General features: G+C 64.7%; 13 protein-coding genes. 6 read left to right on the forward strand and 7 right to left on the reverse strand.

Annotation, left to right across the window (positions count from 1 at the left end; all coding sequences use genetic code 11):
• On the reverse strand, positions 1 to 876 hold the full coding sequence (locus FW796_RS19450) for a LysR substrate-binding domain-containing protein (protein WP_346635192.1): 876 nt from the start codon (positions 874 to 876) through the stop codon (positions 1 to 3).
• 226 nt (positions 877 to 1,102) lie between these two features.
• On the opposite strand from FW796_RS19450, the gene ampC reads away from it, so the two are divergent.
• Both ampC and pcsA read left to right on the forward strand, forming a co-directional pair.
• Positions 1,103 to 2,275 carry a class C beta-lactamase gene (gene ampC / locus FW796_RS19455; protein WP_346635193.1) on the forward strand — a complete coding sequence of 391 codons (1,173 nt, stop codon included), beginning with the start codon at positions 1,103 to 1,105 and terminating at the stop codon, positions 2,273 to 2,275.
• 320 nt (positions 2,276 to 2,595) lie between these two features.
• Complete coding sequence (pcsA, locus tag FW796_RS19460) at positions 2,596 to 3,318, forward strand: phosphatidylcholine synthase (RefSeq protein ID WP_446439818.1); 723 nt, start codon at positions 2,596 to 2,598, stop codon at positions 3,316 to 3,318.
• Positions 3,319 to 3,331: 13 nt separating this feature from the next.
• Here pcsA and FW796_RS19465 read toward each other — a convergent pair whose 3' ends face one another.
• Positions 3,332 to 5,779, reverse strand: coding sequence for a PAS domain-containing protein (locus tag FW796_RS19465; RefSeq protein ID WP_346635195.1), 2,448 nt, complete (start codon positions 5,777 to 5,779; stop codon positions 3,332 to 3,334).
• A 206-nt stretch (positions 5,780 to 5,985) separates the two neighbouring features.
• Here FW796_RS19465 and FW796_RS19470 point away from each other — a divergent pair, with 206 nt between their 5' ends.
• Positions 5,986 to 6,606 carry a LysE family translocator gene (locus FW796_RS19470; protein ID WP_446439819.1) on the forward strand — a complete coding sequence of 207 codons (621 nt, stop codon included), beginning with the start codon at positions 5,986 to 5,988 and terminating at the stop codon, positions 6,604 to 6,606.
• A 21-nt stretch (positions 6,607 to 6,627) separates the two neighbouring features.
• On the opposite strand, the gene FW796_RS19475 is transcribed toward FW796_RS19470, so the two are convergent.
• Positions 6,628 to 7,410, reverse strand: coding sequence for a sulfite exporter TauE/SafE family protein (locus FW796_RS19475; RefSeq protein WP_446439820.1), 783 nt, complete (start codon positions 7,408 to 7,410; stop codon positions 6,628 to 6,630).
• A 298-nt stretch (positions 7,411 to 7,708) separates the two neighbouring features.
• Here FW796_RS19475 and FW796_RS19480 point away from each other — a divergent pair, with 298 nt between their 5' ends.
• Positions 7,709 to 10,339, forward strand: coding sequence for a hypothetical protein (locus tag FW796_RS19480; protein WP_446439821.1), 2,631 nt, complete (start codon positions 7,709 to 7,711; stop codon positions 10,337 to 10,339).
• Between the two features lie 27 nt (positions 10,340 to 10,366).
• Here FW796_RS19480 and FW796_RS19485 read toward each other — a convergent pair whose 3' ends face one another.
• The 4 genes from FW796_RS19485 to FW796_RS19500 form a co-directional block, all read right to left on the reverse strand.
• On the reverse strand, positions 10,367 to 10,897 hold the full coding sequence (locus FW796_RS19485; protein WP_446439822.1) for a DUF3087 family protein: 531 nt from the start codon (positions 10,895 to 10,897) through the stop codon (positions 10,367 to 10,369).
• 147 nt (positions 10,898 to 11,044) lie between these two features.
• Positions 11,045 to 12,529, reverse strand: a complete 1,485-nt coding sequence (locus FW796_RS19490; protein WP_346635200.1) for a PepSY-associated TM helix domain-containing protein — start codon at positions 12,527 to 12,529, stop codon at positions 11,045 to 11,047.
• 53 nt (positions 12,530 to 12,582) lie between these two features.
• Positions 12,583 to 14,751, reverse strand: coding sequence for a TonB-dependent receptor (locus FW796_RS19495; protein WP_446439823.1), 2,169 nt, complete (start codon positions 14,749 to 14,751; stop codon positions 12,583 to 12,585).
• 118 nt (positions 14,752 to 14,869) lie between these two features.
• The gene (locus tag FW796_RS19500) at positions 14,870 to 15,253 is read right to left on the reverse strand and encodes a DUF2946 family protein (RefSeq protein WP_346635202.1); all 384 of its coding nucleotides are present in this window, start codon (positions 15,251 to 15,253) and stop codon (positions 14,870 to 14,872) included.
• Between the two features lie 523 nt (positions 15,254 to 15,776).
• On the opposite strand from FW796_RS19500, the gene FW796_RS19505 reads away from it, so the two are divergent.
• Positions 15,777 to 16,295 carry an Hcp family type VI secretion system effector gene (locus FW796_RS19505; protein ID WP_025129830.1) on the forward strand — a complete coding sequence of 173 codons (519 nt, stop codon included), beginning with the start codon at positions 15,777 to 15,779 and terminating at the stop codon, positions 16,293 to 16,295.
• A gap of 196 nt (positions 16,296 to 16,491) precedes the next feature.
• Positions 16,492 to 16,699, forward strand: a 208-nt coding sequence (locus FW796_RS19510; protein WP_446439824.1) for a hypothetical protein, incomplete at its 3' end; no start/stop codon positions are given.

A 16,699-nucleotide genomic window follows, 5' to 3' on the forward strand; every position in this document is an offset into this window, starting at 1 on the left:
CTAGGCACCAGCAGTTTCCAGCAGCCAGCCCTTGAACGCACCCATGGCGGCGGTTTCGGCCCGGGACTGCAAACGGGTCAGCCAGTAGCTGCCGGTGACAATGCCGATCTCGAACGGCTGGACCACCGCCCCGCTGGCCAACTGTCGCTCGAACATCAGCGGCGGCGCCAGGGCCACCCCCAGTCCTTGCAGCGCCGCTTCGAGCATGCCCAGGGAAGAGTCGAAAACAATGCTCTGGGGCAAGGGACTGCCGCCGCCCAGTCCCGCCTCCTGGAACCATTGCGGCCATTCATCGGTGCGGTAGGAGCGCAACAGGGTCTGGCCCAACAGGTCCGCCGGGCTGTGCAACTGATGGGCAATCTGCGGTATGCACAACACCGACAGCGGCGCCTGCAACAGCTCCAGGGCCTCGATGCCGTGCCAGGCTCCCGTGCCAAAACGGATGGCGTAGTCCAGGCCCTCGGCGGCCACGTCGACACGGTTGTTGTTGGTACTCAGGCGCAGGTCGACAAAGGGATAGCGCGCCTGGAAATCCCCCAGGCGCGGCAACAGCCAGCCCACGGCAAAGGTGCCTACGGCCCCCACCGTCAGCACTTCGCGGTAGTGCCCACCCTCGAAGCGTCCCAGGGTCTGAGCGATGCGGTCGAAGCAGTCCCGCAGCACCGGCAGCAGGGTCTCCCCTTCGCTGGTCAGCATCAGCCCCCGGGGCAAGCGCTTGAACAGGGTGACGTTGAGCTGGGCCTCCAGGCTCTTGACCTGATGGCTGACCGCCGCCTGGGTCACACAGAGCTCGATGGCGGCGCGGGTGAAACTCAAATGACGGGCCGAGGCTTCGAAAGCCCGCAGCGCGTTCAAGGGCAGATGTGGACGGAGCATGGGCATTCCCTAGTTTTTCTAATGGCTCCTGCGAAATATCGTCGTTTGCCGATCCTGCGCAGACTGCCTACATTGGCCTCGCTCGCGCAGTGCTGACCACCCTCTCCCTTATCGGGAAGACTTCGCGAGCACTGCGCTCCGGGGTTCCGGCAAAGAACCCCAAGGCCGAAAAGCCGCTGGGAATAGGCGGCAAAAAAAAATCAGAACCCATGGAAAACAAACCATCATGCGCCAAAGAACCTTAACCGGATTGGGCATCATCAGCGCCTGCGTACTGCTCCTGGGCAGCGTCGACGCCCTGGCCGAGAACACCCAGGACAGCCGTCTGAAAACCACCGTGGACGCCACCATCCGTCCGCTGATGCACCAGCAGGGCATTCCCGGCATGGCGGTCGCGATCATCGCCAACGGCAAGCGACATTACTTTAACTACGGCATTGCCTCCAAGGACAATCAACAGCCGGTGGACAACGACACCCTGTTCGAAGTGGGTTCGGTGAGCAAGACCTTCAGCGCGACCCTGGCCGGCTACGCCCAGGCCAGCGGCAAGCTGGCCCTTGAGGACCACGCCAGCCAGTACTGGCCGGCCCTGCGCGGCAGCGCCTTCGACGGCATCAGTCTGTTGCAGTTGGGCACCTACAGCGCCGGCGGCCTGCCGCTGCAGTTCCCCGACGACGTCCAGGGCGAGGACAAGACCCTGGATTACTACAACACCTGGAAGCCCACCTTCAGCCCGGGCACCCAGCGTCTGTATTCCAACCCCAGCATCGGCCTGTTCGGCTACCTCGCTGCCCGCAGCCTGGGCCAACCGTACGCTCAACTGCTGGAAAAGAGCCTGTTCCCCAAACTGGGGCTCAAGCACAGCTACCTCCAGGTGCCCAAGGACCAGCAGGCCCACTACGCCCAGGGCTATGACAAGCAGAACAAGCCGATCCGGGTCAGCCCCGGCCCCTTGGATGCCGAGGCCTACGGGGTCAAGACCAGTGCCCCGGACCTGCTGCAGTTCGTTGCCGATAACCTGCAACCGCAGCCGTTGGACGACACCCTGCAAAAAGCCATCGCCAGCACCCAGAGCGGCTATTACCGGGTCGGCGACATGACCCAGGGCCTGGGCTGGGAGCGCTACGCCTACCCGGTGCCCCTGGCACGGCTGCTGGCAGGCAACTCGACGCCAATGGCCCTCGAACCGCACCCGGTGCAGTGGCTGACTCCGGCCCAACCGCCCAAGGCCGACGCCTTGTACAACAAGACCGGTTCCACCAGCGGCTTCGGCGCCTACGTGCTGTTTGTCCCGAGCCAACAGATTGGCATTGTCCTGCTGGCCAACAAGAACTACCCCAACGAGGAACGGATCAAGGCCGCCCATGCGCTCCTCAGTGCCCTGGAGGCAACGAAGTAACCGAGCAGCGCAGCATCACGCCCCTCGGGGGCAGCCAATAAAAAACGCCACCGGTGTTCAGCGCCAGGTGGCGTTTTTCTTGTCGCTTCGGCCATGGCGCCTAGACTCAGGAAATCCCCCTCGACCGTTGACCTCGGCCAGCTGTGCAACGCCCGCCTTCCTGGATAGCGACAAGGACCGCAAGGCCCGCATCGAGCCTGATTCAGGGGTGGCGCTGAACCTTCTGCCAGGCTTTCCGGTCGATAACTGCAACCTGGACCAGCACCGCCGCGTGCACACCGCTGGTCGTCCGGGAACCACAGCCGCCGGAGAAACGCCCCGTGATATCGACCCTGCAAATCGCCAGAATCAAAGCCTGGGGCGCCCATGGCTTCACCGCCACCGGAGTGGTCAGCGCCCTGCTCGCCACCCTGGCACTGTTCGACAACCAGCCCAAGGCCTGCCTGTTGTGGCTGGGGGTGGCGCTGCTGGTGGATGGCGTCGACGGCTCCCTGGCGCGCAAGGTCAACACCCGCTCGGTGCTGCCCAACATTGACGGTTCGGTGCTCGACCTGGTGATCGACTACCTGACCTATGTGTTCATCCCGGCGTTGTTCATCTACCGCTACATTCCTCTGCCGGAGTACAGCGCGCTGCTGGCCACCTCACTGATCCTGCTGTCGTCGCTGTTGTGCTTCTGCAACGTCAACATGAAGAGCCACGACAACTACTTCCAGGGTTTTCCCGCCGCCTGGAATGTGGTCGCCCTGTGCTTCTACCTGATCGAGCCCGGCCCCTGGCTGAGCTTGCTGAGCATCTTCGCCCTGGCCCTGCTGACCGCCACCCGGGTGCAGTTCCTGCATCCATTCCGGGTGCGCAAGTGGATGCCGCTGAACATCATCGTGACGTTCGTCTGGCTGCTCAGCGGCGCGCTGCTGATCCTCAGCCACCCGTTGCACAGCCCGCCGATCATGGGCCTGTGGCTGGCGGCTTCGGCCTATTTTCTGGGGATCTGCCTGTGGCGCTCGGCCCAGGAATGGATGAAGGGCAGCCACCAGCCCTAAGCGGCGGCCTGTGTCACAGCGGCAGGTCGTTGCCGATCGCGGCACTCAAGGCCTGGGCCAGGGCCGCCACCGAGTAGGGTTTCTGCAGGAACACGAACTCCCGGGTCTGGCCCTGGGCCAGGGCCGGGCTATAGCCGCTGGTGAGGATCACCGGCAGTCCGGGGTAATCACTGCGGATGCGGGTGGCCAGTTCGATGCCGCTCATGCCGGGCATCACCACATCGGAAAACACCGCCTGGAACACCCCCGGTTCCTGGCTCAGGCGACGCAGCGCCTCGATGGCGCTGGTGGCCCATTCGGTCTGGTAGCCCAGCTCGTTCAAGGCCTGGGCCAACAGCACGCCCACCTCGGGATTGTCTTCCACCACCAGCAGCGTGGCGCCCTGGCCATCCACCAGCAGCGGCCCCGGGCAAGCGGGTGCTGACGGGCTGACCACGGCTTCGGAGCGCGGCAGGTACAAGGTAAAGCGCGTGCCCTGCCCCGGCTGGCTGTGAACCACCAGGCCGCCGCCGGACTGCTTGGCAAAACCGAACACCTGGGACAGGCCCAGCCCGGTGCCCTTGCCCACCTCCTTGGTGGTGAAGAAGGGCTCGAAGATCCGCTCGATCTGCTGCGGGTCGATGCCGGCGCCGGTATCGGTCAGAGACACCGCGACAAAGTCACCGTTCTGGGCGCCCTGGCTGGTGCTGGCGGGAATCTGCCCGACCCGTTCCACGGCTATCACCAGCAGGCCCTCGCCCTGCATGGCATCCCGGGCATTGACCGCCATATTGATCAGCGCGGTATCGAACTGGCCGGCATCGGCATGGATGCAGCACGATTGCTGCGGCAGTTCGATACGCAGTTCGATGCAGGCGCCGATCAGCGGATTGATCATCTGTGCCAGCAGTTGCACGCTGACGCCGACATCGAAGGTTTCCGGGCGCAGATTCTGCTGGCGGGCATAGGCCAGGAGCTGGCCGGTGAGTTTGCTGGCGCGATCCACGGTGTCGGAAATGGCATCGATGTACAGCTGCCGGCGCTCCTCGCTGAGGTTGCGCCGCAGCAAGTCGGTGGACGAGCGGATCACCGTCAGCAGGTTGTTGAAGTCGTGGGCGACACCACCGGTCAGTTGCCCCACCGCCTCCATCTTCTGTGCCTGGCGCAGGATGTCTTCGGTCTTGCGCAGCGCCTGCGCGGCTTCACGCTCGGCCTGAATGTCACGCCCCACGGCATGCAGGTGCTGAGGGTCGGGCACGGCACTCCAGGACACCCAGCGATAGCTGCCGTCCTTGTGCCGAAAGCGGTTTTCCACCCGTGAAAAACTCTGGCCCAGAGCCAGTTCGGTACAGGCGTTGACCGCCGCCACGCTGTCCTGGGGGTGGATAAAATCGTAGAAGCTGCTGCCTTCGAGTTCGTGCCGCTGCCAGCCCAGCAATCGGGTCCAGGCCGGGTTCACGGCGACGATGCGCCCGTTGAAATCCGCCACCAGCATCAGGTCGGTGGACAGTTGCCAGATCCGGTCGCGTTCCTGGGTACGCTCCTGGACTCGCTGTTCCAGGGACTCGTTGAGGCGGCGCAATTGCTCCTCGGCCTCGCGGGTAGCGGTGATGTCCCGGGAAATGCAGAGGATCTTCTCCGGCTGACCGGCCTCATCGAGCATCGGCGTGACTTGCACATCCCACCACTTGGCGTTGCCGGCCAGGGTATTGGCGGCGCCCTGGAACCGCGCCGACTCCCCGGCCTGGGCGGCGGCGATGGCGGCCTGGGCGTCGAGGTTGCCCTGGCCCTGCCAGAAGTCCGGCCAGGGGCAGCCGGCAATGGCGTTGAAGTCACTGACCTCCATGACCCGCAGGCCACCCTCGCTCATGAACGACAACTGACCATCGAGGTCCAGCACCTTGATGCAGTCATTGCTGCTGGCCAGCACCCGGGTATTGAGCTCGCGGGTCTCCCGCAGGCGCGCCTCGGTGAGCCGGGCATGCAGCCCCAGGCGCACCCGTGCGGTGGTTTCCACGGTGTGGCAGAGCACCCCCAGCACCTGCTCCTGGCGCTCGTCGAATACCGGGCTCATGGAAAACGACCACCAGGTCAGTTCCTCTCCGGGATAGCGCTGCATGTTCACCGGCAGGTCTTCGTGACGACAGGCCTGGCCGCGAAACGCCTGCTCGACCATGGGCTGCACATCCGGCCAGGCATCGGCCCAGAGCGTCTCGATGGTCTGCCCCAGGGCATTGGCCAGACGCGGCCCCAGTACCGGACGATAGGCGTCGTTGAAAAAGAACTGCTTCTGCGGGCCCCATAGCAGGTACAGACTTTCAGGGGATTCGAGCACCAGGCCCAAGGTGCTGTGCAGCAGGCTCGGCCAATGCTCCCGGGGGCCCACCGCAGTCTGCGACCAATCGAACTGGCGGATGGCGGCACCGGTCTCGCCGCCACGCCAGGTCTGGGGAGCTGCACCATCAGAAGAGGAAATAGTCATGGACCGCATCACACAAGGAAAAAAGGGGCAGCACTGCCAAACAAAGGCCTGCGCAGGATAACTGACCCCTGGAATCCACGGAAGTTAGCTGCCTCGAAGGCCGTTTCAGATCTGTCACCGGGAATCCTCCTGATGCCTTTAAACCACGCCGGGCTTGGGGCATCCTCCGTCAACGCAACGCCCATCGGCCTGACGAGAACGCCTCGATGAACACCACGACCCTGCTGCTCTACACCTCAAGCTGCTTTATCGGCGCCGTGATCCCCGGCCCCACTTCGCTGCTGGCCATGGCCAACGGCACCTCGCGCAATCGCCAGCTGGTGGCGGTGGGCATGGCCGGTGCGGCGCTCTCGGATGTGCTGATCATTGCCGCGGTGGGCCTGGGCCTGGGGGCCATGCTGATGGCCTCGCAGCAGTTGTTCATGGTCTTGAAGTGGGTCGGCGTGTGCTACCTGGCCTGGCTTGGCATCCAGATCTGGCGCAGCACGCCCCAGGCCCTGGGCGAGCAGCAGGTGCGGGCCGGCTCGCGACGTGGCGAGGTGTTCCGTCGTAGTTTCTCGGTGGCCATGACCAACCCCAAGGTGCTGCTGTTCTTCACTGCCTTCCTGCCGCAATTCGTCGATCCCGCCCAGCCGGTCTTCGCCCAGTACGCCACCCTGGCGCTGGTCACCGCGCTGGTGGAAGTGCTGGTGATGGGGCTGTATGCCGCCGGCGGAGTGCAGGCGGCGAAGTTCCTCACCCAGACCGGCATGCGCCGGCTCAATCAATGCTGCGGCGCGGCCATGCTCTCGCTGGCGGGGTTTCTGGCGCTGTATCGCCGGGCCTGAACTGGCCCGGCCGCAGAGGAATCAGAAAGCCAGCTTGTAGCCGATGGAAAACAGCATGACCGCCAGGCACGGCCGCAGGATCTCGTCGGAGATCCGTCCGGTCATGTGGCTGCCGATCCAGATCCCCGGCAGCGAACCCACCAGCAGGAACCCCAGCAGGTGCCAGTCCATGTTGCCCATGCTGGCATGGCCCAGGCCGGCCACCAGGGTCAGGGGCACGGCGTGGGCGATTTCGGTGCCCACCAGGCGCTTGGTGGCCAGGAACGGATAGAGGATGAACAGCGCCACAGTGCCCAGGGCGCCGGCACCAATGGAGGTCAGCGCGACCATGGTGCCGAGGATCAGCCCGGTGACCACCGTCAGGCCATTGAGACCGCGGGGGCTTGGCTGATAGTCGCTACCGTGGCGCTGGGCGAAGGCCATGAGCTTCTTCTTGAAGACAATGGCCAGGGCCGTGAGCAGCAGGACGAACCCCAGCCCCTGCTTGATCACCGCGTTCAAGGCCTGGGGATCGGAGTCCAGGTTGTTCAAGAACCATAGGGTGGCCAGCACCGCCGGCACGCTGCCCAGGGTCAGCCAGCCGGTGATGCGCCAGTCGATATTGCGGTTTTTCTGATGCACCAGCACCCCACCGGACTTGGTGATGGCGGCGTACAGCAGGTCAGTGCCCACTGCGGTGGCGGGGTTGATGCCGAACCAGAGCAGGATCGGGGTCATCAGCGAGCCGCCGCCCACCCCGGTCATGCCCACGATGAATCCCACTACCAGGCCTGCGATTACAAAACCGAAATTACCCACATCCATCAATAAAACCCTACAAATCACACGGCCAGGTCAAAAACTGGCGGCAGCATAGCGGCTAAAGCTTATGTCCATTTATATGAATAAAATCTAACGTTATAACCAGGGTTGTTTTTTCCATGCGCCAGACGCATCAAGCGCCTTCACCCCTTGCATCCGCCACATGCCCGGTCAGCCCTCCCGACTTGCGCCGGTGTCGCCCACCGGAGCCAGCGCATCCGGTATTCTGCTGGGCGCTCGCCGGGGCAACCGATCCAGGGCTCCCCCAGATCCTGCCCCCTCCGTCTCCCAAGGAAGGCCCATGACATCCGACGCGAACCCGTACCAGATCGAGCAACAGCGCATTCGTTTCAGACGCCTGAGCCTGCATCAGCAAGCCCCCGGGCAAACCACGCCCCAGCGTGGCAACTGGGGCCTGGCACTGTCCGGTGGCGGCATCCGCAGCGCCACCTTCTGCCTCGGCGTCCTGCAAGCCATGGCCCGGGCGCCGGCACCGGCGACGCCCTCCACGCCCCCACTCCAGCCAGTACCCGAAACCGCCACAGAGCACAGCCTGCTGTCGCGCATCGACTACCTGTCCACGGTCAGTGGCGGCGGCTATATCGGCAGTTTCTTCTCCAGCCTGTTCCTCCCCGGACGCCTGCGCGACCGAGACCTCCAGGACCCCGTGGGCCAGGCCGCCCGCGATGCCTACCAGGCACTGCGCTTCGAGCCGCCGGGACGTATCAGCACCGGCGTCGACTACGCCCAGCAGCCCGTGGGCCGGGGACCGGGAGCCTGGCTGCGGGAAAACGGCCGCTACCTGACGCCCACCGGCTCCGGCGACATGCTCTATGCCCTGGCCATGACCTGGCGCAACTGGCTGTCGCTGCACGCCATGATCGGCATGCCGATCCTGTTGATGCTCAGCCTGCTGACCCTGTTCCAGGTGCTGAGCCAGGCCAGCCTGCTGCTGTGGCCGCTGATGGCTGCCCTGCTGTTCGCCCTGCCCTGCGCCGTGGCGTACTGGCTGGTGATCCCCCAAGGCGACCTGGACCAGCCACCCAACCTTGGCAACCCGGCATTTCGCTTCATGCTGGCCATCGTCACCGGCCTGTGGATCGGCGGCGCCCTGGCCTATGACCTGGCCCAATGGCAGGTGGTGGGCACCCTGGCCCTGTCGGCCGCGCTGGTCGGCAGCAATGCGCTGCTGATCACCCACCGGCTGGTCCGCCGGCTGGCGGATCACCGAGACCCAGCCAAGGACAGCATCTGCAACAACTGTGTGCGCAACTACCGGGTGCAGATCACCCGCGCCCTGGGGCGGGCCATGGCGGCGGTGGCCATTCTCGGTTTCCTGGCCTTGCTGGTGACCGGTGCCCAGGCACTGTATCGCTACCTGCTGGACTATCAGGCCCTGGCCACGCCCCTGCTGCTGGCGGTGCTGGTGTGGCTGGTGCGCCGCCTGGTGCTGCTCAAGGATGAAAAACCGCTGCCCGACTGGATGCGCAAACTGCCCCTGGATGTACTGGCGCTGGTTGCCGGATGCCTGCTGTTGAGCCTGCTGTGCCTGTGCTGGGCGCTGCTGGTGCAATGGATCGCCCATGACGGTGGCGCCATCAGCTACAGCGCCGCTGCAGTCTGGCGCCTGCTGGCCTTGAGCCTGGTGACGGCCTTGCTGGTTTGCGTCAGTGGGCGCTTCATCGGCTTTCTCAACACCTCGTCGCTCCAGGCCTTCTACAGCGCCCGGCTGACCCGCGCCTACCTCGGCGCGTCCAATGGCCGGCGCTTCAACGGCCCGCCACAGCAGCGCCGCACCTACCTCAGCGTGGCCGAGCCGATGTCCAGCGACGACCTGTCGCTGCAGCAGTACTACGCCACCCCCAGTGCCGGACCGGTGCACCTGATCAACGTCACCATGAACCTGACGGTGGACCCCGCCGAGCAACTGGTGCAGCGCGACCGCAAGGGCAAGCCGCTGTGTATCGCGCCGAACTGGGCTCCCGCAGCCGAAGGCGGCGTCGCCAGCGACGGTCCGGCGGAACGCTACACCCTCGATGGCAAGCCCTACCGCCGTGACCTGAGCCAGGGCCCGACCTCGGAAATCATGAGTCCCCTGAGCCTGGGCCAGTGGATTGGCGTCTCCGGCGCCGCCTTCAGCACCGGCCTGGGGCGAGCCAACAGCCTGGGCATGTCGCTGATCCTGGGACTGGCCAACATACGCCTGGGCATCTGGTGGCCCAGCCACTTCGTCGATCCCGGACAGCAACATTGGGTGCCCCGTGACCTGACGCCCTGGACCTACTTCAGCACCCAGGCCTATCTGTTCTATGAGCTGACCTCGCGCTTTCATGGGCATCGGCGCGACTACCAGTACCTATCCGACGGCGGGCATTTCGAAAACACCGCCACCTACGAGTTGCTGCGTGAGGGGCGCGGGGTGGAACTGATCGTCACCTGCGACAGCGGCTGCGATCCGGATTACCAGTTCGACGACCTGGCCAATCTGGTGCGCCTGGCGCGCATCGACCAGGCCCTGGAGATCCGCGAAGACCCGGGGGTGCTGGCCCATCCCCAACTCAAGGCGCTGTTCGCCAGCCAGCAAGAGTTTCGCCAGCCACCGAGCGCCGACAGTCAGAAGTGCGCCTTGCTGCTCAACGTCTATGCCCATAGCCCCGACACCCAGGCGGACATCGCAGCCACACCCCACTGCCGGATCCTGGTGCTCAAGCCGCGGCTGATCGCCGGGCTGACACCGGACGTACTCAACTACGCCCGGGCCAACCCGGGCTTTCCCAACCAGAGCACGGTGGACCAGTTCTTCGACGAAGCGCAGTTCGAGAGTTATCGCCAGCTGGGGCTGAATATCGGCCAGAAGCTGTTTGGCCGCAGTGGCCAGTCCAACGAAATGGCCGAGGCCTTGTGGCGCTACCTGGATGATCCGCAGCCCTGAGGCAGGGCTAGCGGATCAACCTGAACGTCAGCGCGGCTGGTGCACCTTGACCGCTTCCAGCCACTGCGCCTCCAGGCGCTCCTGTTGCGGGTCGATGCCCTGCTCGGCCAGCAGCGCCAGGTGGCGCTCCACTTCGCCATGCATCTGCCCGTGGGCGCTGGAGTTGGCGTCCAGCTGATGCATCTGGGTCAGCCCCAGGTGATAGAAACGCAGCAGCTTGAGGGCCGCAGGGTCTCGCGCCGCCACCCCGGCGGTGACCTGATGCATGACATTGGTCACCCGCATCAGGCTGCGCTTGAGGCGCCAGCCATAGACCGCCGAGACCATCCACGGCTGGGTCCAGAACACCGTGCGCAACAGCACGGCGCTGATCACCAGCCCGGTGAACACACCACCGGCATTCCACACCAGGTTATCGCCGCCGGGCTGGCCGAACACCGCCACCGCCGCGCTGGAAAACAGCATGGCCAGGGCGATGAACACCAGGGCGATGATCAGGGTGCTGCGGCGGGTTTGCCGGCGATAGAGTTCGGGGTCCTGCGGGGTGATGACGAACATGGGCGCGACGGGCTCCAGAAGCAGTAGGGAAATGAGCAGGCGGGCATTATCACCGCTGGGGCCGGGAGCGGTGGCTTAAATCGTCGGGGAGGGACACAAATACTGCATAACCCTGATCCAGGTCGCGGTATTGCGCCCTCCCCCCGTTCACCGCCGACGCGCACGCAATGAACGCCCCAGGCGACGCCAGCCCAGCACCACGCCGCTGACGCTGATCAGTAGGCCTGCGGCGCTGAACAGGATCATCCACAGGTCCCACAAGGGTCGGTTGGCCAGCAGCGGCAGCCAGTCCCAGCTGTGCAACAGAGCGAACAGCCAGCGCGAAGCGCGGCGCGGCTGATCCAACTGCCCGGTGATCGCCCCGGTGTGAAGATCCAGGTGCAGCCAGGTCTGGGCCGGGTCGTCGAAGCGCACCCGCAGCACCGGCAGGCGCTGCTGCAGGTGGCCCATCATGCTCTGGGGCTCCCGAGCGTAGTAATAGAAATCGTAGGCGGCCAGTGGCTGGACGATCATCGGCCGCTCGGGGCGAATGGCCCAGGCCGCCTGCCGCAAGGTGTCGGGGTTGAACTGACGCAGCACTTGGTTCTCGGCCATGGCCAGAATCCGCGTGCGCCCGGCACCGTCGTAGCCAATCACATACCCCTGGCCGCCGATCATCCGCCACTCCAGCTCCCGGGCCTGCAGGCCGTCATCGGCAAAGCGCTGCAGGGCCTGGGCCGCACTCAGGGGGAAAGCCGCCGCGTGCAGCGATCCGCCCTGGTAGGCCGTCACCGACAAGGGCTGGGCACTGCTGAAGAGCTTCCACGGGTTCATCGACATCAGGCCGCTGAAGATCCAGGTGACCAGCAGCACACCGAACAGCATGCCGCCCAGGTGATGCCAGCGGGCAAAACCCTGGTACGGCGAGTGCGAGCCGTTGCGATAGGTGCGTTTGAAGCGCCAGCGCAGCACGCCCACCGCCAAGCCGAGCACGGCCATCAGGGTCGCGGCCAGGGACAGGTAAGTGACGATCGGCCCCCAGGCGCCATCGATGCCGATGCCCCGCAGCGGGTACAGCCAGTGCAGCCAGGCACCGATCCAGTTCCAGCCACGTTCGGTGGCGGTGGCATCGCGCACCACCTCGCCCGTGGTGCCGGAAACATACAGCAGACGTCGTTCGGCATCGGCGGTGGCCACCCGCAGCAAGGGCCGATCGGCGTCCAGGGCTCGGGATTGGCTCCACATGTCGCCGTTCACTGTCCCGCGATCACGCACCGCCACGCCCGGCGCAAACTGCCGGGCCGCCGCCAGAGCCTCGACCCGATCGGTGGGCAGCGCCTGCAGGCCGCTATCAGCCTCGATCGCCACCTTGCGCGGCCCGGGGTATTCGAGAATGTAACGGGGCGCGCCGGCCACCGTGGTCAGGCGGATGCTCGAAGGCGGATGTTGCGGGTCGGCGGCATGCAGCACCTGTTCCAGGTCGGCGCTTTGCTCGTCCAGGACCAGCGCCGGCAAGTGCGCCAGATGCTCGGCGGGGGTCAACTTGGGGTAGCCGACATACAGCATCACCACCCCGGAAATAAACCACAGGGCCATGAACAGGCAGGCCACTATGCCCAGCCAACGGTGCCAGAGGTACAGGTAACGCTTCATCACAGGCTGCTCGCAAATGCGCGGGGCGCCATCGGACGCCCCGCTGTCTCAGGTTAAAAGCGCGTTTGCAGCGCCAGCTCGAAGGTCCGCGGCGCCCCCAGGTACAGCTGGGTGGGCGCAGTGGTACGGGCGTAGACCTGATCGGTGAGGTTGCGCACCCGACCGGTGATCCGCGTATCGGCATTCAACTGGTAGCCGACGAAAGCGCCGAAGATCGTGTAGGCCGGGGCATAGCGAGTATTGGCTGCGTTGGCGTACATCGACGACACGTAGCGTGCATCGGTCCCGACCTGCCAGGACGGGGCAATGTCGTAGGTCAGCCACAGGTTGCCCACCTTGTCCGGGGTGTTGGTGGGGCTGTTGCCCTTGCGCGACACCGGCCGCCCGCCGACGTTTTCATAGAACTCATCGTATTGGGCGTCGACGTAGGCGAAGTTGCCTTCGGCCAACAGCTTGGGCGTCACCCGCAACGAGCCCGCCAGCTCCACGCCCCGGGACGATTGCTGGCCCACCGGCTGGCTGCTGCCGGGGTTGCTCGGATCGGCGGTGGACAGGTTCTTGCGTTCGATGCGGTAGGCGGCCAGGGTCGCCGAGCCGCGGCCATCGAGGAAATCGAACTTGCTGCCGATCTCCCATTGATTGCCGGTGCTGAGGTCAAAGTCGCGCACCTGACCGTAGCTGGCGGTGGTCAAAATCCCCGCCGGTGGATCGGCGGCGGTGCTGTATTGCACGTAGACGTTGGCCGCCGGCGTCAGCTCATAGACCAGCCCCAGGCGCCCGGTGGTGGGCCGGTATTTACGCTGGAAGAACGCCGGGTTGGCCTCGGTGACCGCGCGGTAGTTGGTCACTTGCAGGTCGATCTGGTCGTGGCGCAGGCCACTGAGCAGGGACAGGCGATCGGTCAGTTGCAGGCGGTTTTCCAGGAACAGGGCCCAGGTGTCCACCTGGTTGCGGCGGTTCTTCTCGAAGCCGCGCTGCATGCCCGGCAAGTCCCAGAAGCTGCCCGGATCGAAGGCGTCCGGATCGACCCCAGGCAGCGAGCCCGACACCGAGCGCGGGTAGTTGCTCATCACGTTGTGGCTGTAATCGATACCCGCCGACCACTGGCTGTCGAGGCCGAACAGGCTGTTGTGATGCAGCAGTTCGAAGCGATTGCCATTGAGCTCCTGAGCGTGACGCTGGAGCAGGATGCCGGAGCGGTTCACCTGGGTGTTGCTGCTGTTGTAGGCGTAGGTTTCCAGGTTGCGGTATTCGCGGTCGGCGTTGTAGTGGTACAGGGTGTTGCGCACGGAAGTACGGTCATTGACCTGATAGTCGATGATCGAGCGCAGCCATTGCACCCGCTGTTCATAACGACCGTCGCTGACGTTGTAGTTCTCGAAGCGCCGGCTCTGGTCCACCTCCATCTTGCCCCCCAGCGGATTCAGCGCCGGCGTGCCCCAGTAAGGGCTGTCGACGCTTTCGTTCTGGTACTCGTAAGCCAGGGTGTGGGACAGCTGGTCGTTGAAATCCGTCAACAGGGAAAACGCCGTGGTCCAGGCATCGCGCTGCTCGCGGTCGACATAACCGTTGCTGGTGGTGTGACTGACATCGAAGCGCGCGTAATGCCGCGGCCCTGCCCCGTCGTTCAGCGCATGGTTGAAACCGAAGGAGGTTTCGCGGCTGTCGTAGGAGCCATAGCTGACCCGCCCTTCATTGAACGACTCGGTGCGCGACGGCAACTTGGTGATGTAGTTGATCGAACCGCCCACGGCGCCGGCGCCATAGAGAAAGCTCGACGGCCCGCCGACGGCCTCGACCCGGTCGTAGATCCAACTGTCCACCGGGCGCGCCGCAATGGAGTCGTATTGCACGCTGATGCCGTTGAACAGCTGGGTGATCTGCGAGCCGGAAAACCCGCGATACGAGACGAACCCGGGCACGCCCGGTGACGCGGCGGCGTTCATCCCCGGCACGCTGGCAAGCATGTCCTGGGTGTTGGCAGCGCCGCGCTGCTCGATCTGCTGGCGGTTGACCACATTGACCGTCGCCGGGGTTTCCCGCGGGGTCAGGCCCAGGCGCGAGCCGGTGCTGGTCTGGGTATCGAGTTGCAGACCGGTTTGTGGCGCTTCATCGGCGCTGATGCGCATCTGCGGCATTTGCAGCGGGGCATCGGCCAGGGCATTGAACGACAGGGCACAGCACAGCGCCGCGCAACGGGGAGAGCGATACAGGAACTTCATGGACTCGGACTCGAAAAAAAATCATCGAACAGCGTCCGGCAGCCGTCGCCACAGCGACCGTGCAGCTAATGCCGGAGGACGAGAAAGCGCGACCGTCTGATGCGGTCGCCAGGGCGAGTCAGCCCAGTGGCGGTGCCCGGGGATTGAGCGCAGGCCAGGAATAACGTGGCGGCGCCTTGCTGCGCTGCTCGCCCCCCAGCCGTGGCGGGCGTTGGCGGCGCAGCATCCAGCCCAGGCAAAACAGCAGCGCGATGCCCAGGCTCACTGCCGAGCACAATGGGCACATGAACGTGCTCAGCCCGCCGGCGGCGGCCTGATCACTGAAGTCAGCGTCCAGCGCCGGGCCCGGGTTGCCCATGGCGGAACAGAACTGCCCGCCGACGCCATTGAGCTCCAGCCCGACCATCTGCCCATGGCCCAGACCGCAGACGAACACGTTGAACAGCACGCAGAAATACAGCGTCCAGGCAATGTGGGGGCGGTGGGAGGAGGCATGGGTCATGGCGGCAAGATTAACAGCGAAAAAAGCACTGGAAAATCACCAATGCATGGCAAGCGAAACTCATCGGCCTGCCCGCGGTGAGGTTGTGGCGAGCTTTATAGCCGACTCCCGAAGCGCGGAGGATCGGACCAGAACTAAAGTCGCCGGGTGGCGGGGACGGCAGCCGCCGGGTGAGCCCGTGCCTTGGCCGCCCCCGGTTACCTGCATTGCCCCTGATGGCTTTTGGCCTTGATGCGCAAGAAGTTGCGCACTCAAATGTGGATAAGCCTGTGGGCACATGGCTGTAGGCCTGATGGCCTGGGCTGTACAGAGGAGTGCGCAAGAAGTTGCGCAGTACTGCGCAACTTCTTGCGCACTTTCTGTGGGAATTTCGGCTGGAAACAGCCTGTTGAACCCTGCATTTTCTTCAAGTGATTGATTGGCAAGGGTTATTGGCAAGTTGGCATGACTCTTGAGATGTCCCTGGAGCCCGGCGGCCATTCAGGCCTCCGGTTTTCCGTATGTCCAAGCAAGGAGAGCAACAATGGCAACCCCAGCGTACATGTCCGTCACCGGGACCAAACAAGGTCTGATCACCGCCGGTGCCTTCACCGCTGACTCCGTTGGCAACACCTACCAGGAAGGTCACGAAGATCAGGTCATGGTCCAGGGCTTCAGTCATGAAGTGATCATCCCCCGCGATCCGCAGTCCGGTCAGCCCACCGGCCAACGGGTACACAAACCGGTGAAGATCACCAAGGTTTTCGACAAGGCTTCACCGCTGCTGCTCGCGGCCCTGACCTCCGGTGAGCGCCTGAGCAAGATCGAAATCCAGTGGTTCCGCACCTCTGCCGCCGGCACCCAGGAGCACTACTTCACCACCACCCTGGAAGACGCGATCATCGTCGACATCAAAGACTACATGCACAACTGCCAGGACCCGTCGAACGCGCATTTCACCCACCTGGAGGACGTCGAGTTCACCTACCGCAAGATCACCTGGACCCACGAAGTCTCCGGTACTTCGGGCTCCGATGACTGGCGTACCCCGGTCGCCGGCTAAATCCAGCGAAACGTTGCAACCCATCGGCCTGCCAGGCGGGTCGATGGGGTCGCGCGCCCCTGGCAGACCTGGGGAAGGCGCACCGCTCATCCGTTGGAGAGGGTGAAACTCGGGAAAGCCGAGTGCCGGATGCGCAATCCCTGATCGGTCATGTTGTCAGGGGGGATGAGCACTTCACGAAGTGGAGATGTGTGTCATGCGGCAAAGGGATTTGAAGTTCACTTTTTCTGTGCTGACCGCGCAGGTGGCGTTCGAGGTGGTCGAGTTCACCCTGGAAGAAGCCTTGTCCGAGCCTTTTCGCTTGACGCTCGAGCTGGCCAGCGACAACGGCGCTATCGACTTCGGCCAGATCCTCGACCAGCCGGCCTTGCTGACGATCTGGCAAGGCGGCCTGCAGGTGCGGT

It is taken from the genome of Pseudomonas sp. 910_21 (genome assembly GCF_052850735.1).